This window comes from Stenotrophomonas sp. 10N36 (assembly GCF_056395005.1).
Window position 1 is genome coordinate 719,946 of sequence record NZ_JBFTIS010000001.1, and the last position, 22,764, is coordinate 742,709.

Annotated in this window: 20 protein-coding genes; 9 read left to right on the top strand and 11 right to left on the bottom strand. The window is 65.9% G+C overall.

Annotated features, from left to right (window positions below):
- Positions 1-3 precede the first annotated feature (3 nt).
- Positions 4-1,194 (bottom strand): sensor histidine kinase, encoded by a 1,191-nt coding sequence (locus tag AC1DCJ_RS03325; protein WP_137188894.1) that lies wholly within the window; start codon positions 1,192-1,194, stop codon positions 4-6.
- Between the two features lie 137 nt (positions 1,195-1,331).
- On the opposite strand from AC1DCJ_RS03325, the gene AC1DCJ_RS03330 reads away from it, so the two are divergent.
- From AC1DCJ_RS03330 to AC1DCJ_RS03350, 5 genes are read left to right on the top strand one after another with little or no spacing between them, the layout of a single operon-like run.
- A complete protein-coding gene (locus AC1DCJ_RS03330) occupies positions 1,332-1,928 on the top strand; it encodes a GNAT family N-acetyltransferase (RefSeq protein ID WP_038689735.1) in 597 nt (198 codons plus the stop codon).
- A 13-nt stretch (positions 1,929-1,941) separates the two neighbouring features.
- On the top strand, positions 1,942-2,718 hold the full coding sequence (minC, locus tag AC1DCJ_RS03335) for a septum site-determining protein MinC (RefSeq protein ID WP_478070075.1): 777 nt from the start codon (positions 1,942-1,944) through the stop codon (positions 2,716-2,718).
- Between the two features lie 35 nt (positions 2,719-2,753).
- Entirely contained in the window at positions 2,754-3,563 is an 810-nt protein-coding gene (gene minD / locus AC1DCJ_RS03340; RefSeq protein ID WP_038689737.1) for a septum site-determining protein MinD, read from the top strand.
- 2 nt (positions 3,564-3,565) lie between these two features.
- The gene (gene minE, locus AC1DCJ_RS03345; protein WP_017355894.1) at positions 3,566-3,826 is read left to right on the top strand and encodes a cell division topological specificity factor MinE; all 261 of its coding nucleotides are present in this window, start codon (positions 3,566-3,568) and stop codon (positions 3,824-3,826) included.
- Positions 3,827-3,871: 45 nt separating this feature from the next.
- The gene (locus AC1DCJ_RS03350) at positions 3,872-4,357 is read left to right on the top strand and encodes a hypothetical protein (RefSeq protein WP_478070076.1); all 486 of its coding nucleotides are present in this window, start codon (positions 3,872-3,874) and stop codon (positions 4,355-4,357) included.
- Between the two features lie 484 nt (positions 4,358-4,841).
- Here the strand turns inward: AC1DCJ_RS03350 and AC1DCJ_RS03355 are convergent, their stop codons facing one another.
- The 3 genes from AC1DCJ_RS03355 to AC1DCJ_RS03365 form a co-directional block, all read right to left on the bottom strand.
- Positions 4,842-6,080: a DUF819 family protein gene (locus tag AC1DCJ_RS03355; protein ID WP_193557404.1), complete on the bottom strand. Its 1,239-nt coding sequence runs from the start codon at positions 6,078-6,080 to the stop codon at positions 4,842-4,844.
- 327 nt (positions 6,081-6,407) lie between these two features.
- Positions 6,408-8,471, bottom strand: coding sequence for a dipeptidyl-peptidase 5 (locus AC1DCJ_RS03360; RefSeq protein WP_478070077.1), 2,064 nt, complete (start codon positions 8,469-8,471; stop codon positions 6,408-6,410).
- Positions 8,472-8,620: 149 nt separating this feature from the next.
- Positions 8,621-10,591 (bottom strand): OPT family oligopeptide transporter, encoded by a 1,971-nt coding sequence (locus AC1DCJ_RS03365; RefSeq protein WP_137188890.1) that lies wholly within the window; start codon positions 10,589-10,591, stop codon positions 8,621-8,623.
- 223 nt (positions 10,592-10,814) lie between these two features.
- On the opposite strand from AC1DCJ_RS03365, the gene AC1DCJ_RS03370 reads away from it, so the two are divergent.
- Positions 10,815-11,966 (top strand): acetyltransferase domain-containing protein, encoded by a 1,152-nt coding sequence (locus AC1DCJ_RS03370; protein ID WP_478070078.1) that lies wholly within the window; start codon positions 10,815-10,817, stop codon positions 11,964-11,966.
- Between the two features lie 179 nt (positions 11,967-12,145).
- Positions 12,146-13,921 carry a peptide MFS transporter gene (locus AC1DCJ_RS03375; protein ID WP_478070079.1) on the top strand — a complete coding sequence of 592 codons (1,776 nt, stop codon included), beginning with the start codon at positions 12,146-12,148 and terminating at the stop codon, positions 13,919-13,921.
- A 73-nt stretch (positions 13,922-13,994) separates the two neighbouring features.
- On the opposite strand, the gene AC1DCJ_RS03380 is transcribed toward AC1DCJ_RS03375, so the two are convergent.
- Together AC1DCJ_RS03380 and AC1DCJ_RS03385 are read right to left on the bottom strand one after the other, a co-directional pair.
- Positions 13,995-15,962, bottom strand: coding sequence for an alpha/beta hydrolase family protein (locus tag AC1DCJ_RS03380; RefSeq protein ID WP_478070080.1), 1,968 nt, complete (start codon positions 15,960-15,962; stop codon positions 13,995-13,997).
- A gap of 680 nt (positions 15,963-16,642) precedes the next feature.
- Positions 16,643-17,278, bottom strand: a complete 636-nt coding sequence (locus AC1DCJ_RS03385; RefSeq protein WP_038689752.1) for a LysE/ArgO family amino acid transporter — start codon at positions 17,276-17,278, stop codon at positions 16,643-16,645.
- A gap of 135 nt (positions 17,279-17,413) precedes the next feature.
- Here AC1DCJ_RS03385 and AC1DCJ_RS03390 point away from each other — a divergent pair, with 135 nt between their 5' ends.
- On the top strand, positions 17,414-18,319 hold the full coding sequence (locus AC1DCJ_RS03390) for a LysR family transcriptional regulator ArgP (RefSeq protein ID WP_137188886.1): 906 nt from the start codon (positions 17,414-17,416) through the stop codon (positions 18,317-18,319).
- Positions 18,320-18,522: 203 nt separating this feature from the next.
- A complete protein-coding gene (locus AC1DCJ_RS03395) occupies positions 18,523-19,107 on the top strand; it encodes a hypothetical protein (RefSeq protein ID WP_137188885.1) in 585 nt (194 codons plus the stop codon).
- A gap of 29 nt (positions 19,108-19,136) precedes the next feature.
- Here the strand turns inward: AC1DCJ_RS03395 and AC1DCJ_RS03400 are convergent, their stop codons facing one another.
- The 5 genes from AC1DCJ_RS03400 to AC1DCJ_RS03420 all read right to left on the bottom strand — a co-directional run bounded on the left by AC1DCJ_RS03400 (position 19,137) and on the right by AC1DCJ_RS03420 (position 22,678).
- A complete protein-coding gene (locus tag AC1DCJ_RS03400) occupies positions 19,137-19,649 on the bottom strand; it encodes a hypothetical protein (RefSeq protein ID WP_478070081.1) in 513 nt (170 codons plus the stop codon).
- A 316-nt stretch (positions 19,650-19,965) separates the two neighbouring features.
- On the bottom strand, positions 19,966-20,478 hold the full coding sequence (locus AC1DCJ_RS03405) for a hypothetical protein (protein WP_478070082.1): 513 nt from the start codon (positions 20,476-20,478) through the stop codon (positions 19,966-19,968).
- Between the two features lie 77 nt (positions 20,479-20,555).
- Positions 20,556-20,981 (bottom strand): hypothetical protein, encoded by a 426-nt coding sequence (locus tag AC1DCJ_RS03410; protein WP_478070083.1) that lies wholly within the window; start codon positions 20,979-20,981, stop codon positions 20,556-20,558.
- A gap of 96 nt (positions 20,982-21,077) precedes the next feature.
- Positions 21,078-21,494: a hypothetical protein gene (locus AC1DCJ_RS03415; protein ID WP_478070084.1), complete on the bottom strand. Its 417-nt coding sequence runs from the start codon at positions 21,492-21,494 to the stop codon at positions 21,078-21,080.
- A 62-nt stretch (positions 21,495-21,556) separates the two neighbouring features.
- Positions 21,557-22,678, bottom strand: coding sequence for a PAAR domain-containing protein (locus tag AC1DCJ_RS03420; RefSeq protein WP_478070085.1), 1,122 nt, complete (start codon positions 22,676-22,678; stop codon positions 21,557-21,559).
- Between the last annotated feature and the right edge of the window lie 86 nt (positions 22,679-22,764).

The following is a 22,764-nucleotide window of genomic DNA, read 5'->3' on the forward strand; positions in this document are numbered from 1 at the left end:
TCCTCAAGTAACGGGGGCCAGCATCAGCACTGGCGCGCCGGGAACCGAGGCGCGCAGGCGGAAGCCCTGACCCCGGCGGGTTTCAATCTGCAGCTCACCGCCACATTGATACAAGCGTTCACGCATGCCGCGCAGGCCATTGCCGACCACGATGCCGTCCGCGCCTACCCCGTCATCATGCGCCTGAATGACCACTTCGCCGCCACTTTCACGCCGGACCTGGATCCACAGGTTGCGCGCGTTGGCGTGGCGCACCGCGTTGGTGATGATTTCCTGGGTGCAGCGCAGCAGCACATGGGCGCGCTCGGGGTCTTCGACGTTCAGCGGTTCGGCGATGTCCAGGTGGATGGTCAGCGACGGCACCTGTTCGGTGAGCGGGCGCAGCGCGGCGGCCAGGTCGATGGCGCCACTGTCGCGGATCTGGCTGACCGCCTCGCGCACATCGGTAAGCAGCAGCTTGGCCAGGGTATGGGCCTGGTGCACATGCTCCTGGGCCTGGCCGTCGGTGAGATGGCCGGCCACTTCCAGGTTCAGGCTGAGCGCGGTGAGGTGGTGGCCCAGCAGGTCGTGCAGTTCCCGCGAGATCCGGGTGCGCTCGTTGACCCGGGCGCTCTCGGCCAGCAGCACGCGGGTGGCGCGTAGTTCCGTATTGAGCCGGCGCTGTTCTTCACGGGCGTCGGTCTGCTGCCGCGCGACCAGGCTGGTCACGAAGATGAACATGGAGAACCCGCCGTACAGCAGCGACTGCATCAGCGCCTCGAACAGCGGCATGCGCAGGATCAGGTAGTACACCGGCAGCACCGCCAGCTGGCTGAGCAACAGCCACAGGACCCCGCCGCGCACCTGCAGCATCCACGGGATGACCCCGGCGGCCACCATCATCAGGATGCTGCCCAGGCCCGACCCGCTCAGGTAGCTCACGCCCAGCGCCGAGGTGGTGAGCAGCAGCAGCACCACCCGGTCGTACCAGGCCGAATGGCCGCCGCCATCGCGCAGGCCGCGGGTCAGCCAGAAGTAGCAGGCGCCGAAGGTGAGGTAGGCGGTGAACAGCCAGACCGCCCAGCTGTCCAGGCCGTCGCCACGGTGGCGCAGCAGCGATTCGTATTGGGAATAGACCACGGGCAGGCCGACCATGACCCAGGTGAACAGGCCGGCCAGTCGCAGTACTCGGGTTTGGCTCAGGTATCCCAGCATGGACGCATCTTAGGCTGAACCTGCGCCCCTGCACCCCCACATAAGTCATGGGCGGCGATTCGCCCGGGCCCGCCACCCGTGCAATAATCCGATGAGGGTCCCTTGATGGACCAACCGCGTTACCCCACGGAGTCACAATGTCGATTGTCATCCGCGACGTGCGCGAGCACGAGCTCGATTCCGTCCTGGCCCTGAACAACAACGCCGGCCTGGCCATCCTGCCGCTGGATGCCGCCCGCCTGCGCCTGTTCTATGAAACCGCTGAGTATTTCCGCGTCGCCGAGCGCGACGGCAACCTGGCCGGCTTTTTGATCGGCTTCGGCAGCGACAGCCAGCACGACAGCAGCAACTTCGCCTGGTTCCAGCAGCAGCTGGACAGCAAATTCTTCTATATCGACCGCATCGTGGTCGCCAGCCGCCGTCGCGGCGGTGGCGTCGGCCGTGCGTTCTATGCCGATGCACAGAGCTACGCCGAGCTGCGCTACCCGCAGATGACCTGCGAGGTGTTCCTGGACCACGGCGCCGACGCGGCGCTGCTGTTCCATGGCAGCTTCGGCTTCCGCGAGGTCGGGCAGAACAATATGGCCCACGTCGACGTGCGCGCCAGCATGCTGCTCAAGGACCTGTGCAGTTACCAGTGGGTACACGCTACCTACGGCGACCAGCTGCCCGACGTGCCCTGGGTGGGCCATCGTCGCGAGCCGCTGCGTGCGCACCGGCCGACGGGGACCTGAGGTGGCGGCGAACATGGATTTTGAACAGGCCGGTGAACTGAAGATCGGCCAGGTGGGCATTGCCAACCTGCGCATCCGCACCCTGGATGTGGAACGCCTCACCCGCGAGATGCACGACCGCGTGGCGCGTGCGCCGAAGCTGTTCGGGCGTGCGGCGGTGATCCTGGATTTCGGCGGGCTCAGCCAGATCCCCGACGTGGCCACGGCCAAGGCGCTGCTCGATGGGCTGCGCAGTGCCGGCGTGCTGCCGGTGGCGCTGGCCTACGGCACCACCGAGACCGAGCTGCTGTCCCAGCAGCTGGGGCTGCCGTTGCTGGCCAAGTTCCGCGCGCAGTACGAACGCGCCGAGCTGGACACGGTCCCGGCCGCCCCGCCGCCGCCTGCGCCTGCGCCGGAACCGGCACGGCGTGCACGCGCGGCCACGCCGGCCGCGGTGCCGGCCACCCCGGCCAAGGCACCCCAGCCGGGCCGCATGCAGACCAGCAACGTGCGCTCGGGCCAGCAGCTGTACGCAGAGAACTGCGACCTGACGGTGATGGCCACGGTGGGCGCCGGGGCCGAGGTGATCGCCGATGGCAGCATCCATATCTACGGTACGCTGCGGGGCCGTGCCCTGGCCGGTGCCCAAGGCAACACCACGGCACGTATCTTCTGCCGTGAATTCCATGCTGAACTGGTCGCAATCGCCGGCCATTACAAGGTACTGGACGATGTTCCGGACACGCTGCGCGGCAAGGCCGTGCAGGTGTGGCTGGAGCAGGACCAGATCAAGATCGCGGCGCTGGACTGATCCGGCGCCCAACCATATGAATCAGGAGAAGTCCTTTGGCTGAAATCATCGTAGTCACTTCCGGCAAGGGCGGCGTGGGCAAGACCACCAGCAGCGCCAGCCTGGCATGCGGCCTGGCGCGGCGCGGCAAGAAGGTGGCGGTGATCGACTTCGACGTCGGCCTGCGCAACCTGGATCTGATCATGGGGTGCGAGCGCCGGGTGGTGTACGACTTCGTGAACGTGGTGCACGGCGAAGCGACGCTCAAGCAATCGCTGATCAAGGACAAGCGCTTCGACAACCTGTACGTGCTGGCGGCCTCGCAGACGCGCGACAAGGATGCGCTGACCCAGGAAGGCGTGGGCAAGGTGCTGAAGGACCTGGCCGCGGACGGTTTCGAGTACATCATCTGCGACTCGCCGGCCGGTATCGAGAAGGGTGCGTTCCTGGCGATGTACTACGCCGACCGTGCGGTGGTGGTGGTGAACCCGGAAGTGTCGTCGGTACGCGACTCGGACCGGATCATCGGGCTGCTGGATTCGAAGACGCACAAGGCCGAATCGGGCCAGAACGTGCCGGCGTTCCTGTTGCTCACGCGCTACAGCCCGGCCCGGGTGGAAAGTGGCGAGATGCTGAGCATCACCGACGTTGAGGAAGTGCTGGGCCTGAAGGCCATTGGCGTGGTGCCCGAGTCGGGCGACGTGCTCAATGCGTCCAACAAGGGCGAGCCGGTGATCCTGGACCCCGAATCGGCGGCGGGCCAGGCGTATGAAGATGCGGTTGGCCGCATTCTTGGCGAAGAGCGTCCGATGCGCTTCACCACCGTGGAGAAGAAAGGCTTCTTCAGCAAGCTGTTCGGAGGGTAAGCATGGGACTGTTCGATTTCCTGAACCGGAAGAAGACGACGGCCGAAACGGCGAAGAACCGCCTGCAGATCATCATTGCGCAGGAGCGCAGCCATCGCGGTGGCCCAGACTACCTGCCGCTTCTGCAGCGTGAGCTGCTGGAAGTGATCAAAAAGTACGTGAACATCGACGCGGATGCGGTGAAGGTCGATCTGGTGAAGGACGGGGAGCACGATGTGCTCGATATCTCCGTCGCCTTGCCGGAAGGCCCGCAGCAGCCCTGAGCCTTGTCGCCCCTTCCGGACGGGAGGGGCGGTTGAATGCATGCCATGACGACCGACGTTGCCGCCGCCGATGTGCAGGTTACCTGCGTCGGCGATATCCACTTTGACGATGCCGTTGCCCTGCTTGCCGCGCACGACCTGCGGCTGCACCGGGTAGACGCCGCCGCGCCGATTCCAGGCAGTTACTGGGGCGAGCCGGAGGCGGGCATCATCGGCAGCGATGTGTACGTGCGCGACGACACGCCGGTGCACTCGATGCTGCACGAGGCCTGCCACCTGATCGTGCTGCCACCGGAGCGACGCGCGTTGGTGCACACCGACGCCACCGATTCGGTCCCCGAAGAAGACGCCACCTGTTACCTGCAGATCGTGCTGGCCGGGCAACTGCCCGGCGTGGGCAGCGACCGCCTGATGCTGGACATGGATGCCTGGGGGTATACGTATCGGCTGGGGTCCACGCGTGCGTGGTTCGAGCAGGATGCGGAAGATGCCAGAGCGTGGCTGGTCGAACGCGGCCTTCTTCCTGCGTAAATCCGCACGCCCGGTCACTCCCGGGCGCGTGGCGACGCGCCAACCGTATAGGCGCCAAGGTGTTCACTCGGCGCGGTTCGAGCAGGATGCGGAAGATGCCAAAGCGTGGTTACTCGAACGCGGCCTTCTTCCTGCGTAAATCCGCAGGTGCGGCTAGTCCCGGGCGCATGGCGACGCGCCAACCGTATAGGCGCCAGGGGGTTCACTCGGCGCGGTTCGAGCAGGATGCGGAAGATGCCAAAGCGTGGTTGGTCGAACGCGGCCTTCTTCCTGCGTAAATCCGCATGTGCGGTTAGTCCCGGGCGCGTGGCGACGCGCCAACCGTATAGGCGCCAAGGTGTTCACTCGGCGCGGTTCGAGCAGGATGCGGAAGATGCACTTGCCTGATTGATCAAAGGCGGGTTGCTTCTGTCGTAGAGCCGACCGTTGGTCGGCTGCTCTTGACGTGGCGTCACAGCGCACGACAGCCGACCAACGGTCGGCTCTACCCCGCCATCGCGCGCAGGGTGATACCCACGATGTAGGCCAGATACGTACCCGTCGCGTAGCCCATCGTGCCGAGCAGCACGCCGACGGGCGCCAGCGAGGGGTGGAACGCCGCCGCAACGACAGGCGCAGACGCCGGCCCGCCGATGTTGGATTGCGAACCAATCGCGAAGTAGAAGAACGGCACCTTCAGCACCCGCGCCAATGCCCACAGCAACACGATGTGCACCGCGATCCAGATGATGCCCAGCAGGAACAGCCACGGCCGGTCCAGCAGCGCCAGCAGATCCATCTGCATCCCGATGCAGGCAATCAGGAAGTACAGCAGCAGCGAGCCCAGCTTGGAGGCACCCGCGCCTTCGAGATTGCGCGCGCGGGTGAAGCTCAGCGCCAGGCCACAGGTGGTGGAAATCACCACCACCCACACGAACGGCGCGTCCAGGCTGAACTGCGAGGCCCACGACACATGGCCCTTGAACCACGCCGACAGCGGCCCCGCGATCGCGTGCGACAGCCCCACCGTGCCGAAGGCCACCGCCACGATCAGCATCAGGTCGGTCAGGCTCGCCACCCGCTCATGCTCGCTGCGGAATTTCTCGATACGCAGCTTGAGTTCGTCGATGCCCGACGTATCGGCCCCGCTGCGCGCATCGATTTTCGCCGACCGCCCGGCCAGGAAAATCAGCGCCGCCATCCACACGTAGCCCACGCCCACGTCCACCACCGCGAACTGGCCGAACGTGGTGGCGTTGACGTCGAACACCTCGCGCATCGCCAGCATGTTCGCACCGCCACCGATCCAGCTGCCGGCCAGCGCCGCCATCCCGGCCCACGTGTCGCCGGCCACGGTGTCCGGGTGCAGCCACTTCATCAACTGGAACGCCACCACCGCGCCCAGCATGATGCTGAAGGACGCGCCCAGGTACATCACGATCAGTTTCGGCCCCAGCCGCAGGATGCCCTTGATGTCCACCGCCAGGGTGAGCAGCACCAGCGCCGCTGGCAGCAGGATGTCGCGGGCGATGGGGTTGTACAGGTGCGTGTTCTGGCCGTCGATCAGCCCGAAGGTGTTGTAGATACCCGGGATCAGGTAGCACAGCAGCAACGCTGGCACGACCGTATAGAAGCGCTTCCACAGCCCCTGCTCGCGCGAGGCGGTCCAGAACACGGCGCCGAGGGTGGCGGCGATCAGGCCGAAGACGACGATGTCGTTCTGGATCAGGGCGGGAGCTTTCACGGGTGTGGAGTACCTGGAGGATGGGCGTGCGATTCCACACGTTTCGGGAAAACAATCACCGGTAGAGCCGACGATGACCGGTTACACCGCCGACGATGACCGGTTACACCGCCGACGATGACCGGTTACACCGCCGACGATGAGCGGTTACACCGCCGACGATGAGCGGTTACACCGCCGGCGATGAGCGGTTACACCGCCGGCGATGGCCGGTTACATCGACGTCGTTCAGCGGTTACACCGCCGCCGATCACCGCAGATACCACGGCCAACGAGACCCGGTGCAATGAAGAAGCGCCGCCCCATGGGGCGGCGCGTCCATCCGGTTTATTCGCCGATGTGCTGCTTCAACCAGCCGTTGACGGTGTCGTGCCACTGCACGCTGTTCTGCGGCTTGAGCACCCAGTGGTTCTCGTCCGGGAAGTACAGGAATTTGGACTCGATGCCCTGGCGCTGTGCGGCGGTGAACGCGGCCAGGCCCTGCTCCACCGGAATGCGGTAGTCGAGCTGGCCGTGCACGATCAGGATCGGCTTCTTCCAGTCGGACACGTGGTTGACCGGGTTGAACTTCTCGTAGTTGGCCGCCTTCTGGTACGGCGTGCCACCCTGCTCCCACTCGGTGAACCACAGCTCTTCGGTGGCATAGCCCATCATGCGCTGGTCGAACACGCCGTCATGGTTGACCAGACACTTCCACGGCGCGTTCCAGTTGCCGGCGATCCAGTTGACCATGAAGCCGCCGTAGCTGGCGCCCAGCGCGCAGGCCTTGTCGCCATTGAGGAAGGCGTACTGCTTCTGCGCCGCGGCCCAGCCCTTCTGCAGGTCTTCCAGCGGGCGGTCGCCCCAGTGCTGGCTGATCGCGTCGGTAAAGGCCTGGCCGTAGCCGGTGGAGCCGTGGAAGTCGATCATGACCACCGCGTAGCCCTGGCCCGCATAGGTCTGCGGGTTCCAGCGGTAGCTCCAGCCGTTGCCGAAGCTGCCCTGCGGGCCGCCATGGATCAGGAAGGCCACCGGGTAGGTTTTGCCTTCCTGGTAGTTGTACGGCTTGACCACGTAACCGTGCACGGTTTCGTTGTTCCAGCCCTTGAACTGGAACTGCTCGTAGTCGCCGAAGGCCACGTCCGGCAGCATCTGCGCCGCGCTCGGGGTGATCTCGCGCGGGCTGCTGCCGTCGGCGCTGGCCACCACGATCTGGTCGCCGCTCTTGAGGCTGTTCTTCGTGTACGCCAGGGTGGTGCCGGCGATCACCGGCGAGCCGATGCTGCCGCCCTCGGCGACGACCGTGGCCTTGCCGCTGGCGATGTCGATGTTGAACAGGCGGTGCTCGCCCAGGTCATCGGCGGCGGTGTAGAAGCTGCTGCCGTCGGCGCTCAGCACGATCTCGCCGGCCGAGCGGTCCCAGGTCGGGGCAATTTCGCGGGCCTTGCCGGTGGCCAGGTCCAGCGCCATCACGCCGAAGCGGTCGGCTTCGAAGCCCGGGCGCTTCATGGCGCGGTAGTACAGGGTCTTGCCGTCGGCGCTGAACACCGGGCCGGCATCCCAGGCCGGGTTGGCGGCGGTCAGGTTGACCGGCGCCTGCTTGCCCTCCACGTCCAGCTGGTACAGGTCGAAGTTGGTCGACCACGGTTCCTGCTTGCCAGCCACGCGGATGGAGGCCACCACGGTCTTGCCGTCCGGTGCCCAGGCAAAGTCGTCATTGCCGCCGAACGGCTTGGACGGCGCATCGCCATCCAGGGTGGCGCTGATCGCCGAGGCGCCCTTCACCGCCGCGCCCTTGGCGGCCGGCAGCGGGGCCACGAACAGGGTGTTGCGGCGGCCATCGTTCCAGGTGTCCCAATGGCGCACGAACAGGTTGTCGAACACTTCGCCGGTGTTCTTGCGCGCCTTGTGCGCGTCCAGCTTCTYGCTGGTGCAGGCCAGGTCCGAACCACAGGCCTGGAACACGCCGCTGCTGAACACCACGCGGTCGCCCTGCGGGGAGATGTGGAAGCCGTCCACGTCGACCGGGAAGTCGGTCAGCTGGCGCGGGGTGCCGCCGCTGACCGGCTGCACGTACAGCTGCTGGCTGCCGCCCTTGGCGCTCAGGAAGTACACGCTCTGGCCGTCGGCCGACAGCGCGGCCGAGTTGACGTTCCAGCCGGCCGGGGTGAGCGGCTTGGGCGGAGCGGCGTCGCGGGTGCGCAGGTTGCGGATGAACAGGCCGGTGCTGGCCTTGCTGTCGGCGCCGACCACGCGCTTGGCGAACACCACGTTGCCGCCGTCGGCGGTGAGCAGCGGGGCCGAAACCCGATCCAGCGCGATCATGTCGCGCACATCCAGGCCACGCGTGGCGGCCAGCGAGGGCATCGCGGTCAGCAGGCACAACGGCAGCAGGGCGTAACGAAGTTTCATCGGGGTCTCCGCGGAACGGCAAAACGCCGATGGTAGGGCCGAGGGGTGGCCCATGCAAAGGCCATCGGTCATGCCGTGCCCTGGGCGCCTCCAGAAACGACAAACCCCGCCGGAGCGGGGTTTGTCGTGACGCAGACCGGGGTCGCTGGTTAGACCGAACCCACCGCGCGTTTGCCGGTGCGGTAGATCAACCAGCCGACCAGGAACAGCACGGCCAGACCGATCCACTGCGCGCCCGGCAGGTGGAACGGCAGCGCCAGCACGTCGGCGCGGCTGCTGATCACGATCGGCACCGCGATCGCGATACCCATCAGGGCTTCACCGGTGATCAGGCCGGCGGCGAACAGCACGCCCGGCTTGTGCACGCGGTCGCGGCCTTCTTCATCGTCGCCGCGGATCTTGTGGAAACGCTCCACCAGGTAGGCGATCAGGCCGCCCAGGAAGATCGGCACCATCAGTTCCAGCGGCAGGTAGATACCGATCGCCGCGGCCAGCACCGGCACGCGGAAGCGGGCGTTGCGCGATTTCAGCCAGCTGTCGAAGGCGATGATCGCCGCGCCCACCACCGCACCGATGCCGATGAAGGTCCACGGCAGTTCGCCACCGAACAGGCCTTTGGCCACCGAGGCCATCAGGTTCGCCTGCGGTGCGGCCAGCGCGTTGGGATGCAGCTCGGACTTCACGCCGATGCCGTAGGCGGTGGCCAGCAGGTTCAGTACCGGCGCCATGATCAGCGCGCACGAGAACGCGCCGATGCCCAGCATCAGCTGCTGCTTCCACGGGGTAGCGCCGACGATGTAACCGGCCTTCAGATCCTGCAGGTTGTCACCACCGACCGCCGCCGCGCAGCACACCACCGCACCGATCATGATCGCGGCCACCGCACCCAGCGGGGCGCCGCCCACGCCGACCGGGGTCAGGCCGTCCTTACCGAGCAGCAGCACCAGCACCGCCGAGGCGAACAGGATGGTGGAGATGGTGATGCCCGACACCGGGTTGTTGGAGGAGCCGATCAGGCCGGCCAGGTAGGCCGACACCGAGACGAACAGGAAGCCGGCCACGATCATGATGAGCGTCATCGGGATCGAGACGTGCCACTGGCCCACGATGGCCTGGTACAGCGCCAGCAGCGGCAGGGTGAACACCACCAGGGCCACCAGCATCCACTTCATCGGCAGGTCGCGCTCGGTGTGCGCCAGCGCCGGGCCACCGCTCTTGCGGGCCGCGGCAAAGCCACTCTTGACGCCATTGAGCAGCGACTTGCGCAGCGAGATCAGGGTCCAGACGCCGCCGATGAGCATCGCGCCCACACCCAGGTAACGCATCTTCGCGCCCCAGATGGCGAACGCCGCCTCGGTGGAGGTGGCCGTGGCGATCGAGGCCGCCAGCGCCGGATCGGTGTTCATGAAGAACGACTGGTACAGCGGAATGGCGATATGCCAGGTCAGGATCGAGCCGGACACCACCACGATGCCGACATTCAGGCCGACGATGTAACCCACGCCCAGCAGCGCCGGGGACAGGTTGGTGCCGATGAAAGCGGTGATCTTCGAGCTGCCCACGTAGGCCGAGGTGGCCCAGGCATCCGGAATCAGGCGCAGGCCGCTTTCGGCGGCCAGCTTCACGAAGGCGCCGATCACCGCCGACACGGCCAGGATCTTCAGGCCGGGGCCCGGGTTTTCACCGGCCTTGAGCACTTCGGCGGCCGCCTTGCCTTCCGGGAAGGGCAGCGGATCTTCGACGATCATCGAACGGCGCAGCGGCACCGAGAACAGCACGCCCAGCAGGCCACCCAGGCCGGCGATGCCCAGCACCCACCAGTACTTGAAGTCCGGCCAGTACCCCATGATCACCAGCGCGGGGATGGTGAAGATCACGCCGGCGGCGATCGACGAACCGGCCGAAGCACCGGTCTGGACGATGTTGTTTTCCAGGATGGTGCCACCGCCGAGCAGGCGCAGCACGCCCATGGAGATGACGGCCGCGGGAATCGCGGTGGCGATGGTCAGGCCTGCGAACAGACCGAGGTAGGCGTTGGCGGCCGACAGAATCACCGCCAGCACGATGGCAAGCACCACCGCGCGGAAAGTGAGCTGGCGTGGCGCAGCGTCGTTGTTCATGGAAGCCCCTGCTGGCAAAAAATCCCTGCCACGCTAGCGTTCATGTACGGGCAAGTCCAGTAGTGCCGGCCGCCGGCCGGCAACCTTGCACCACCTGATCGAGGCCCCTGTTGACCTACGCGTGCCGCCGCCGCTGCGACACGCCGGACTCGGCAACGTTCAAGCCCGGGCCCATCCACTTTAGTTATGTTATATCCTATCGCACCGAGCAACCGGCGCTGCTGTGACGTATTCCCCCACCTCCCGCCTGACCTCCATCGACCAGCTGCGCGGCACCGTCATCGTGCTGATGCTGCTCGACCACGTGCGCGAAACCTTCTACATGCACCAGCAGGTCGGCGACCCGATGGCGGTGGACCAGGTCGAGCCGGCGCTGTTCGTCAGCCGGCTGCTGGCGCATCTGTGTGCCCCGGTGTTCGTGCTGCTGACCGGCCTGTCGGCGTGGTTGTACGCCAGTGGCAAGCCGGATGGGCGCCGGGCCGCGTCGGCCTTCCTGCTCAAGCGCGGCCTGTTCCTGGTGGTGCTGGAGGTGCTGGTGGTCAATTTCGCGTGGACGCTGCAGTTCCCGCCCAGCGTGATGTACCTGCAGGTGATCTGGGCGATCGGCGTCAGCATGATCGCGCTGGCCGGGCTGTTGTGGCTGCCACGCGGCGCACTGGCGGTGCTGGCGCTGGCGGTGATCGCCGGGCACAACCTGCTCGATGGCGTCCGCGTGCAGGGCGACGGGGCGCTGGCCGTGCTGTGGAAGGTGCTGCACCAGCGCGACTGGATCGCCGTGACCGACGGGCTGCGCCTGCGCACCTCCTACCCGGTGCTGCCGTGGATCGGCGTGATTGCGCTGGGCTGGGTGATCGGGCCGTGGTTCGCGCGCGGCGGCGATGCCCTGCTGCGCCAGCGTCGCCTGTGGATGGCCGGCGCCGGCGCGCTGCTCGCATTCGTCATCCTGCGGGCGGTGAACCTCTACGGCGACAGCCCGTGGCAGTCCTTCGCCACGCTGGGCAGCACGCTGATGAGCGTCTTCAATGTCACCAAGTACCCGCCTTCGCTGCTGTTCCTGCTGCTGACCCTGGGCATCGGCCTGCTGTTGCTGCGCCTGTACGAGCAGCCGCGCGTGGCCCGGGCGCTGGCGCCGCTGGCCGACATCGGCGCGGCACCGATGTTCTTCTACCTGCTGCACCTGTACGTGCTGAAGCTGCTGTATGTACTGGCCGAGGCACGCTGGGGGCACACTCACGGCGCGTATTTCGCCGTGGACCACGTGGCGAGCCTGTGGGTGATCACCGCGCTGCTGGCGCTGGCGCTGTACTGGCCGACCAGGGCATTCGCGCGATTCAAGGCGCGGCGGCGGGATCTGGCCTGGCTTCGCTATCTGTAAGCGCGCGATGCCGGGATGGTGAGGCTGCCGGCCAGCGGCCGGCACTACGACAATGGAGCGGCCGGCACTACGACAGCGGAGCGGCCGACACCACGACGGCGGAGCGGCCAGACGCGGCACGGCTGACCCTGCGCCCCGGGCCTATACTCGCCCCCTTGTCCGCCCTGCCCGATCCCTCGATGACCGCAGCCGCCCTGCCCGCCTCCGCCACGTCCACAGCCACCGACGACTTCCTGGGCCACCCCAAGGGCGTCTACGTCTGCTTCTTCACCGAGATGTGGGAGCGGTTCTCGTTCTACGGCATGAAGGCGTTGCTGCTGCTGTACCTCACCAAGTACCACCTGTTCGGCGACAAGGCCGGTCTGGATCTGCTCGGTGCCTACGGCGGCCTGGTCTACTGCATCCCGGTCTTCGGCGGCCTGCTCGCCGACCGCTGGCTGGGCATGCGCAAGGCGGTGGTGTTCGGCGGCGTGCTGCTGGTGCTGGGGCACCTGGGCATGGCCTTCGAAGGGCATGCCGCCGTCCGCGTCGATGGCGCGGTGGTCCGCGATGACGCCGCGCTGGGCATCACTTACCTGTCGCTGGCGCTGATCATCATGGGTGTGGGCTTCCTCAAGCCCAACATCTCCACCATCGTCGGCAAGCTGTATCCGGAAAACGATCCGCGCCGCGATTCGGGCTTCTCGCTGTTCTACGCCGGCATCAACCTGGGCGCACTCTTTGCCTCGCTGGTGTGCGGCTTCCTCGGCGAGGCCTACGGCTGGAAGTACGGCTTCGGTGCCGCCGGGATCGGCATGGTGATCGGCCTGGGCATGTTCCTGTGGGGCCAGAAGTACCTGCAGGGCCACGCCGAGCCTACCGACGTGCCCGCCCTGCGCCAGCGGGTGCTGGGCATCCGCCGCGAGTGGCTGATCTATGCGGTGGCCGTGCTGGGCGTGATTCCGGTCGCCGCGCTGATGTGGGCCGCGGCCAATGGCGCCTTCGCGCTGGGCGGTGAAATCAGCCTGGCGCTGATGCTGATGATCGTGGTGCTGGGTGGCGTGCTGGTGTGGTTCGCCTGGTTCACCGGCACCCGCTGCACGCCGGTGCAGCGCCAGCAGATGATCGCGCTGATGGCGCTGATCTTCATGGCGCTGGTGTTCTTCACCCTGTACGAGCAGACCTACGGTTCGTGGGTGACCTTCACCGACCGGCTGCTGACCAAGGACCTGGTGCCATCACTGGTGATCCAGGGCGGCACGCCGCTGCCGTGGTCGATCGCCTCGCTGCTGTTGGCACCGCTGGGCTTCGTGGTGGCCGCGCGCCTGTCGGAGCGAAACCCGGGTTCGTCCGCGCCCCGCAACCTGTTCATCGCCATTGTGGCCGCGATGCTGGTGATGCTGATCCGCGACTGCCTGGTGATCCCGCAGACCGCCGGCTCGCTGACCTACCTCGGCGGCCTGTTCCTGGTCGTACTCGCGCCGCTGTTTGCGATGCTGTGGGCGTGGCTGGACCGCCGCCGCTTGGACCCGTCCAAGCCGGTGAAATCCTCGTTCGGGCTGATCTTCGCCGCGCTGTCGTTCGTGCCGCTGGCACTGGCCGCGCAGCAGGTGGGCGCGACCGGGCAGATGGCCAGCGTGTGGTGGCTGGTACTGGCCTACCTGATCCTGGAGATCGGCGAGATGTGCCTGTCGCCGGTGGGTCTGTCGGCCGTCACCCAGCTGGCCGCGCCGCGCGTGGTCAGCCTGATGATGGGCACCTGGTTCCTGGCCACCGCGTTCTCCGAAACGCTGGCCGCACTGTTCGGCAAGCTCGCCGCGATCGAGGTGCCCGAAGGCGAAGCCATGAACATCGCCAGCGCCGCCGCCAGCTACGAGCACCTGTTCTGGCTGCTGATGTGGATCGGCCTGGGCTGCGCGGCGGTTGCCCTGGCCTGTTCGCCGCTGCTGAAGAAGATGATGCACGGGGTGAAGTGAGCCGCGTACACCTGGCCCACACACAACAACGGCACCTCACGGTGCCGTTGCTGTTTTTAGCCGAACGATGCGATCAGGGTTGCGCGGGCTTACCGGCCGCAGCGGTTTCACCGCCCAGGTTTTTGGCCAGGAACGCCAGCAACTTGGTGTAGTACTCGCGGCGGTGCGGGTCGGTGTAGAAGCCGTGACCCTCGGTCGAGTAGTACAGCGTTTCCACCGGCACGCCGGCTTTGTTCAACGCCGCTTCCATGCGCTTGGTTTGCTGGATCGGTGCGCGCTTGTCTTCGCCACCGGCGGCCAGGAACACCGGCACCTTGATCTGCGCGGCCAGGTTGACCGGCGACATCGCGCCCAGCTGCTGCGGGTTGCCCAGCCATTCCCTCAGGTAGGTTTCGCCCGAGCCCCGGCTCTGGATGTCGCCCGTGGTGAACATCATCGGCAGGTCGTACACGCCCACATAGCCGGCCGCGCACTTGTACAGCGACGGCTCCTTGGCCGCCCCCATCAACGCGGCGTAACCGCCGTAACTGGCGCCATAGATGCAGATGCGCGTGGGATCGGCGTGGCCCTGGTCGATGGCCCAGCGGGTGGCATCGGTGAGGTCGTCCTGCATGGCACCGCCCCACTGGCGCGCACCGGCCGAGCGATAGGCACGCCCGAAGTTGCCCGAGCCGCGGAAGTTGACCTGCAGCACCGCATAACCGGCCGCGGCCAGCAGCTGCGGTTCGATGTCGTAGCTGCCGTCATCGAAGATGCCGAACGGGCCGCCATGCGGCAGCACCACCATCGGCAGCTTGGCGCCGGTCTTGCCCGCGGGCACGGTGAGGAACCCGTTGATGTCCAGTCCGTCGCGCGCCTTCAATGCCACCGGGGTAACCTTGGCCGACGTCGCGGCATCGACCCAGCTGCTGCGGCTGATCAGGTGCTCGGCCTTCTTGGCCTCGGTATTGAAGATGTAGAAGTCGCCGGGGTTCTGGCCGGACCATGCTTCGACCAGCAGCTGCTTGCCGTCGCGGGTGCTGGAGGTGATGTAGATGGCATCGCCACCGAACGCGGCCTCCAGGCTGCGGTACAGGCGCGCGTCGGCCGAGGTTTCATCGAAGAAGCGGGTCCGCGGCTTGTCGCCCAGGTACAGCGCCCCCACCGGAATCGAGGTGCCGGGGCGGTGGATGATCCGGCTCGGGTCCACCTGCGTGTCGCGCAGCAGCGGGGTGCGCTTGCCGGTGGCCGGGTCCCACGACACGATCACGTCCGGGCCCTTGTCCTGTTCGCTGGTGAAGTAGGCCAGGGTGTTGTCGGCCGAGAAGCCGATCGCCTGTTCGATGCGGCCGTTGACGGCCTCGTCGTTGACCAGCTTCCAGGTGTCGCCACTGGCTTCGCGGTAGTACAGCTTGTTGACGTTGTCGGCACCGGCGCCGTGGGCGAACCGGACCTGGCCGGCGTTATCGCTGGTGAAGTCGGCGCGGCGCACCGGCGAGCGGGCGATGGTGGTACGGCGCCCGCTCTGCACGTCGAGGCGATCAACGCGGGTGAAGGGGTCCTCGGAGAAGGGCCAGATGGAGACCAATACGTTGCGGTCGTCATTGGCCAGCTCATCGAACATGAAGGCGGCTACGGTCTCGACCTTCTTGGGCTGGATGCGTGTGCCGGGGCCGTTGCCTTCCACGCGATAGCCGACCAGCAGTTCGCCACGGCCACCGTCGGCGTTCATGGCATACAACTCGCCGGTGAGGCGCGGTTCGTCCAGCGAGCCGATCTTCTCGGCCAGGCCAATCAGCACGCGCTCGCGGTTGACCCAGTCGAACCGGGTGGCATGGTTCTTCGGCGGCGGCACGAACGAGCCGACGATCTTGCCGTCGGTACGGCGCAGGATCGCCAGTGCGGTGCGGTCTTCCATCGGCACCGTGGCCGCGTAGTACTCGCCATCGGGCGAGATCTTGATATCGGTGAACTGGTCACGCTTGAGGTAGCGCTCCAGATCCACTGCGCTGGCCTGCCCGGCCAGCATCCCCATGGCGATCAACGCCGCCCACTTCGTCATGCGCATCCTTATCCCCTGAACATCCGGACACCTTGTCCGGGTGGCCGATTCTAGGCGCAAGCCGCGCATGGGTGCCAGTGGGCGTCACTGCCGGCAGGCGGTGTCGGTTTTGCACTTGGAAGATGGCACCTCGGCTTTTGGCGAAGCACCAAAAAAATGGTTCTTCTCCCATCTGAGGGGGACGTCTTGTTGCAAGGGCCGTCGCAGAGTGAGCACGACGCTACGCGGGGGACGCTTGTGCAGGCGCAGATTGGATCGGCTGGCGTCTCCGATCGGGGCGATCGCGCGCGTGAGGGCCCCGTAGCAGCCGGTAGGCCCCTGGCGCAAATGTCCCCCGGCCGCGGGGCGGCCTCCTCCTTTATTTTGCCCAGGAGCCTACCGGCCGCTACGGGGCTCGGCTTGCGGTGCGCAGGTGGACGCCACGCTCTTTTGACGCTGGGCGGTGGGTCGGGCGCTGGGCCCTCATGCCCTTGGAGGCGAAATAAAGGTGGAGGTGGCGGCCGCAGGCCGGCGCCGGAGGACATTCGCCGGAAAGGGCATGGGGGCTCAGCGCCCGAGCCGCCGACGGCTGCGCTTGGAAAGCGTCAAGGCACATTTTTGCTTGCCCCGCATATGGACGAAGAAGCAAAAAAAATGGCACCGCAAGCGGTGCCATTCCAGGAATGCATTGAGGAGAGAGTTCAATGCATGCCGCGGAACGCGAGGGTCAGGGCAAGGATCGACAGGATCACCGCGATGGTGCCGTCGAGGATGCGCCAGGTCTTCGGCTTGGTGAACAGCGGGGCCAGCAGGCGCGCGCCCAGGCCCTGGGCGGTCAGCCACAGGCAGCTGGCGGTGAACACGCCGGCCGCGAAGGCCATGCGCGCATTGCCGAAGTTTTCGGCGATGCCGCCAATGACCATCATGTCGAGCCAGAAATGCGGGTTGATCAGCGAGAAGCCGACCGCCGACATCAGCACCGCGCGGCGCGAGGTGCTGTCGCCGTCGTCCACGTGCATGCCGCCTCCACCGGCCAGCGCGCGCCGCGCCGACTGCCAGGCGTACCACGCCAGGAAGGCCACGCCGCCCCACAGCACCACGGTGGTCAGCCACGGCAGCGCCTGGGTCAGGGTGCGCAGGCCGGCCACGCTGGCGAAGATGAAGATGCCATCGATGGCCGCACAGGTGGCCACCACCGGCACGATGTGCTTGCGCAGGATGCCCTGGCGCAGGATGAAGGCGCTCTGTGCACCGACCACCGCAAACAGGCCGATGCCGGTTGCCGCACCACTGAACCACGCGGCCAGACCGGGGCCGCCGGAGATGAAGGAGAACATGGGATACCGCCTTGTCTTGCTTGTGGGAGCGGTGCCTCGCCAAGGCGTACAGCACCGGATGGCGCATATTGTCGCGCCGCAACATGGAAAAGTAGAGCTAAACTTGCTTAACCACCATTAGCCAGGCTTAAGACCATGCGGATCGACCATGCCCAGCTTCGCGCCCTTGCCGCCGTGGTCCGCGAGGGCAGCTTCGAGCGCGCTGCGCAGTCGCTCAATGTCACCTCCTCGGCGGTGTCCCAGCGGATCAAGGCGCTGGAAGACCGGGTGGGACGGCTGCTGGTCAAGCGCTCTTCCCCAGCCGTGGCCACCCCCGAGGGACAGGTACTGGTGCAGCTGGCCGAGCAGACCGCCCTGCTCGAGCACGACGCCCTGCACCGGATGGGCCTGGCCGACGAAGACCTGCCGCAGGCCAGCATCCCGGTGGCGGTGAACCACGACAGCCTGGAAACCTGGTTCCCCGAAGCGGCGCGCAGCTTTGCCTCGCAGACCGGGACCACCCTGGACCTGCGCCTGGAAGACCAGGACCACACCGTGGCGCTGCTGCGCCAGGGCGCGGTGCTGGGCGCGGTGACCACGCTGGATGAGCCGGTGCAGGGCTGCCAGATCCATGCGCTGGGCAGCATCCGCTATGCCGCCACCTGCACCCCGGCCTTCCACGAAAAGCACTTTTCCAAGGGGGTCAACGCGCAGTCGCTGGCGCAGGCCCCGGTGCTGGTGTTCAACCGCAAGGACGACCTGCAGGCGCGCTTCGCCCGGCGGCTGGCCGGCGAGGACCTGCCGCTGACCGCCCCAACCTGGTGGATTCCCTCCACCCGCGCCTTCGTGCAGGCCAACCTGGGCGGGCTGGGCTGGACCATGAACCCGCTGCCGCTGGTCAAGCGCCACCTGGAGGCCGGCCGGCTGGTCTACATGAAGCAGCGCGCGTGGGAAGACGTGCCGCTGTACTGGCAGCACTGGAAGGGCGATGTGCAGACGATGGCCCTGCTGACCCGCGCGGTGCTGGCCGCCTCGGCGGCGCTGGTAAGAAAGAAGCGATAACCCCGGCCGGTAACGCCGACCATGGGTCGGCTGCCAAATCCACCGCCCCCCCGTGCAACGCCGACCGTTGGTCGGCTGCACAAATCCCCCCCAGGTAGAGCCGACCGTTGGTCGGCTGCCATACCAACGCCGTACCCAAACCCTACACGACCCCACAACCCCACCCAGCGCAGCATCAGCGCATTCCAGCCACGGGGGCCTCAATGGACAGCGATCCGGTCTACCTGCATATCCGGGTGGTGCTCAGCATCATCCTGGGCCTGAGCATCACCACCCTGCTGCGCGGGTTGGCCTCGATCATCGAGCACCCGAAACGACGCGGCTGGTCGTGGATCCACCTGTGCTGGGTGGTGTGGGCGCTGGTGTCGGTGGTGACCTTCTGGTGGTGGGAGTTCCGCCTGGGCGAGGTGCGGCACTGGAATGTCGAGACCTACCTGTTCGTGATCGGCTACTGCGCGTCGTGGTTCATGCTGTGCACCCTGCTGTTCCCGGACGACGTGCGCGAGTTCGGCAGCCTGGAAAACTACCTGCTGCAGCGGCGCGGCGGATTCTTCGGGGTGCTGGCGCTGATCACCGTGCTGGACCTGGTGGACACCGCGATCAAGGGCCACAGCCGCTGGCAGATGCTGGGCCAGGCGTACTGGGTGCATACCGTGCTGATGCTGGTCATTGCCGCGTTGGGCATCACGATGAAAACCCGCCGGGGCCACCTGTGGCTGGCACTGGCGGCGCTGGGCTACCAGTGCGGATATTTCGCAGCGGAGTACTTCACGCTGGGGAGTGATTGAGCCAGCCACCGGCTTTTGGCGGCATGCGGCTACCGATCAGATACCGGTACGGCTCCACCATCGTCCCCGTGAACATGGATCTCATGCCGGACAACGTCTGCGGTTTTCCCAGGGGCACCCGCGGCGAGATTCACCGAGAATTCGGCGATGAGGTCAACCGGACGCGACGCCACTTCGTTGATCTCGGTGGCAAATATCCGCCACGTATAGGCCACCGATTCGGCGGGTGCCAGTCTTTGCGGGTTCTGGCGTTGGCGCGCGCCCGCCAGGTTGGTTCTCAGTTGCAGCGTTCTGCCGCTCTGTACATCGGTGAGCAGCACGCTTGGGCCGCGCCGGCGGAAATAGGCGATGGGCAGTTCCACCGGGGCGTCTCCGGTATTGCGCAAGGTCAGTTCCACCCTCAGGTCACTGCCATGGAAGCGGCAGGCGGCGTCATCAAGGCACCGCACGCTCAGCGCCACGCCATCCGACAGCCGAGCCGTCTCGCCCGCTACGGCAGGAGACGCCCCCAGCAGAATCAACGCCGCAATCGTATCTCGCATGCTACTTCCCGTCCGGTCTCATCACGTAGCAGCTCCTGCACTTCCCGGGCGACGTTCCAGGCGTGCCTTGGAACGGCTTCATACCTGAAGGCCTCATAGCCCGACAGAAGGGTGGCGAGCGGATCGTCCACCTCGCGCGGCTCTCCTGCCTGGATCACCGCAGCATCGGCCGTTCCATCCGGACGAAAATAGTGGACGAAGTAGTCACTATCGACAATGTAGCCGTATTCGTCCGGAATGCCGATGCAATGGGCGAAGGGGAGCGATTGAGCGCGTCTGGAGGGAAGCGTGGATACGGCGTGGGAAGAGGCAGCGACTAATCCGCGCCCGGGTCTGCGCCGACCCGGAGCGTGGTACGAATCATCTGAGCCTCTGCGCCTCGCCATGGTTGCAAGCTGTACCCAAATTCCACCGTGACGTCAGCCGGCTGACCGGGTTGCTGGCCGATGTCATGCTGCATCAATATCCAGCGCAACCGTCGGGATTGCGCAGGTTCGATCACCTGCAGGTGATCAAGAAGCCGGGAATTGGGAGGTCCCATCCGATTCCGAATGCGCTTTCCAGAGTGGTTGTCCACAAAGGTGATTGTCGGTCCACGGCGTTGGTAGTACTCCAAGGGCAGGACGACCGGTTCTGATCCCGTATTGCGTATCTCCAGTTCGACATCGAGCCTGCGGTCGGAGAAGCGGCAGCGGGCATCCAGGCAGCGCGCATGCAGTTCAACGGACGCTTCGGCCGAGCTTGCCGATACCGATAGGTGAGGTAGAGACACCAAGCCCAGCAGGAACAGCGCCCTGCACCAGCGCATGGGATATCGCTTGTCCAGCACCCGATTCCTGCGGGGCCGGCCGACTGCGGCAGTGGATGTACCTGGCAGCGCTGCCATGTCGCCGGGAACAGCGCGCCTCAGCGCGCGCCCTCGCCCACCCGGCCGTCCACGATGTGCAGTTTGGCGCGGATGATGGTGGCGTCTGCGCCCTTGCGCTCGGGCGTGATGTTCAAACCGAACACCGCGTCCAGATCGATCGGGCGCAGTGCGAAGTCGGTGATTTCCTTCGGGGTGATCGGCCAGGTGAAGCGCACCGACTGGCCCGGTGCCAGCGTCTCCAGGTCCTTGAGCATCAGGCCGTCGACCGGATTGCGCCGCAGCTGCTTTTCCTTGCCCGAATGGCGGTCCACCAGGCGCACGGCCGGGCCGCGCTTGCGCAGGAAGGCCACCGGCAGCGACACGTTGTTGCGGCCGCTGTTGCGCAGCTCCAGTTCGACACGCACGTCATCGCCAAGGAAACGGCACTGGGCATCGTCGATGCAGCGGGCGTGGAGTTCGATCATGGGGGCAGGTTCCGGGGTCTGGGCAAACGTGGGTGAGGCGGCAAACAGGGCAATCAGCGGAATCAGGAAACGGTGCATCTGGCTTGCGCCCACTTTTTATCTACCGGTCGGGTCAGAGGCAATACGCAACGTCGTTTCGATCATCTGCGCGTTCTCACCGGTCAGGCGCGTATCGAGGCTGAGTCCAAACTCCGCCGTAACATCGACCGGACGCAACGCAAATCTCAAAATCTGAGTGGGCATGATGACCCAACGGAATCGGAAAGACTGCCCTGGCTCCAGCACCTGCATCTGCTCCAGCAACTCGGACCTGGGCGGGCCCATACGAAGCGGTCGGCGCTTTCCTGACCGATTGTCAATCAACGTCAACACCGGACCGCGAAGGCGATAGTACTCGGTCGGCAGCGACACCGCCTCACGCCCCGCGTTGAATATCTCAAGTTCAATTTCTGTCTTCTGTCCGCTGAAGTGGCATTGGACATCGTTGAGACAACGGGCATGCAACTCGATCATGGTGTTGGCTTCCTTTGCCCGGACGGCAGACGGGTAAATCGAAAAGAGCAATGTGAGCAGGATCAAACAATGTCGCATGAGATATCCCGTCCCAGCTTACTGGTCAGCAGCTCGCGGACTTCCAAAGCGATGTTCCAGGCATGCCTTGGTTTGGTGACAGTCGGCTTATCGAACATGAACGTATTCTCCGGATCGGATTGCGCACGCCTGGAAGTTACGATCACAGCCTGTGGATCCAGCGTCCCATCGGGACGGAAGAACTTCACCGTCTCATCAAGCTTACCGTCGTCGACGTATTCGTCAGGCAGACCCAGGCAATGCCCGAACTCGTGGGCGTAAATGGATTTACTAGTCTCCACTGACACGTACATTTCGCTCCCGACCACCTCCTCGCGCGGAAAATCGTCATGCAGCAGCATGGTGTAATCCTCAGCACCACTGACGTACTCGACGTCGTATCGGATCTTGAACGTCCGGGTCCCGCAAAGCGGATCGGTGACCGAAAGGGTGAAACGGTTGTTCAATACCTCATCAATTCCCTCGAGCAGGCGTAGCTTTGCCGTGGTGATGTCGCCTGCACTGACAATTCCCTGCGGTTCTACTCTGACTTTGGACGTGACTACGACGTCTCCGCCGGTGCGAAGCGGTACGTCGATCCGGAAACTTGCCCAAAGGTCGTACTCGTAGAGGGTGCCATCGGGCTTATAGCCTTCAAAGTATCGCCCGTCCGGGTTGACCGAGATGTGGGTGGAATGATCCTCCACCCAGCACTGCGGGGCGGTCGACGTGGCTCCATCGGGGACATAGGACGGCGTGGGGCCCGCCTTGACCTTGCTGGCTGCATCGATCACCGATGCAACGCCGCCGAGCAGGGCGGCCATTCGATTGCTGCTGCGACCGGCACTGCCCCCGCTGCCACCGGCATCCACGCTGACCATCGCCTGCTGGCCGGCCAGCAGCGTACAGCCGCAGCTGGCCTTGTCGCCGTGGCGGGCCACCGGGTTGCCGTCAATGATGAGGGTGGCGTCGCCGCTGGCGATCACCCCGGGGCCATGCACCTTGCAGACCACCGGGTCGTTGACCCGGGCGACGGCGCGTCCGTCGATATCCGTGAACGGGGAACCGGCTACGACCGTACCACCCAGATGGAGGTGGTCACCGACCACGACCAGCATCCTTGCCATTGCGTACCTATCTTTATTTCGACGTATTCAGCCTTGTCAGTTTAACCGGAGACTCCCCGCCACCGGCACCCCGTCGGATGCTGCGT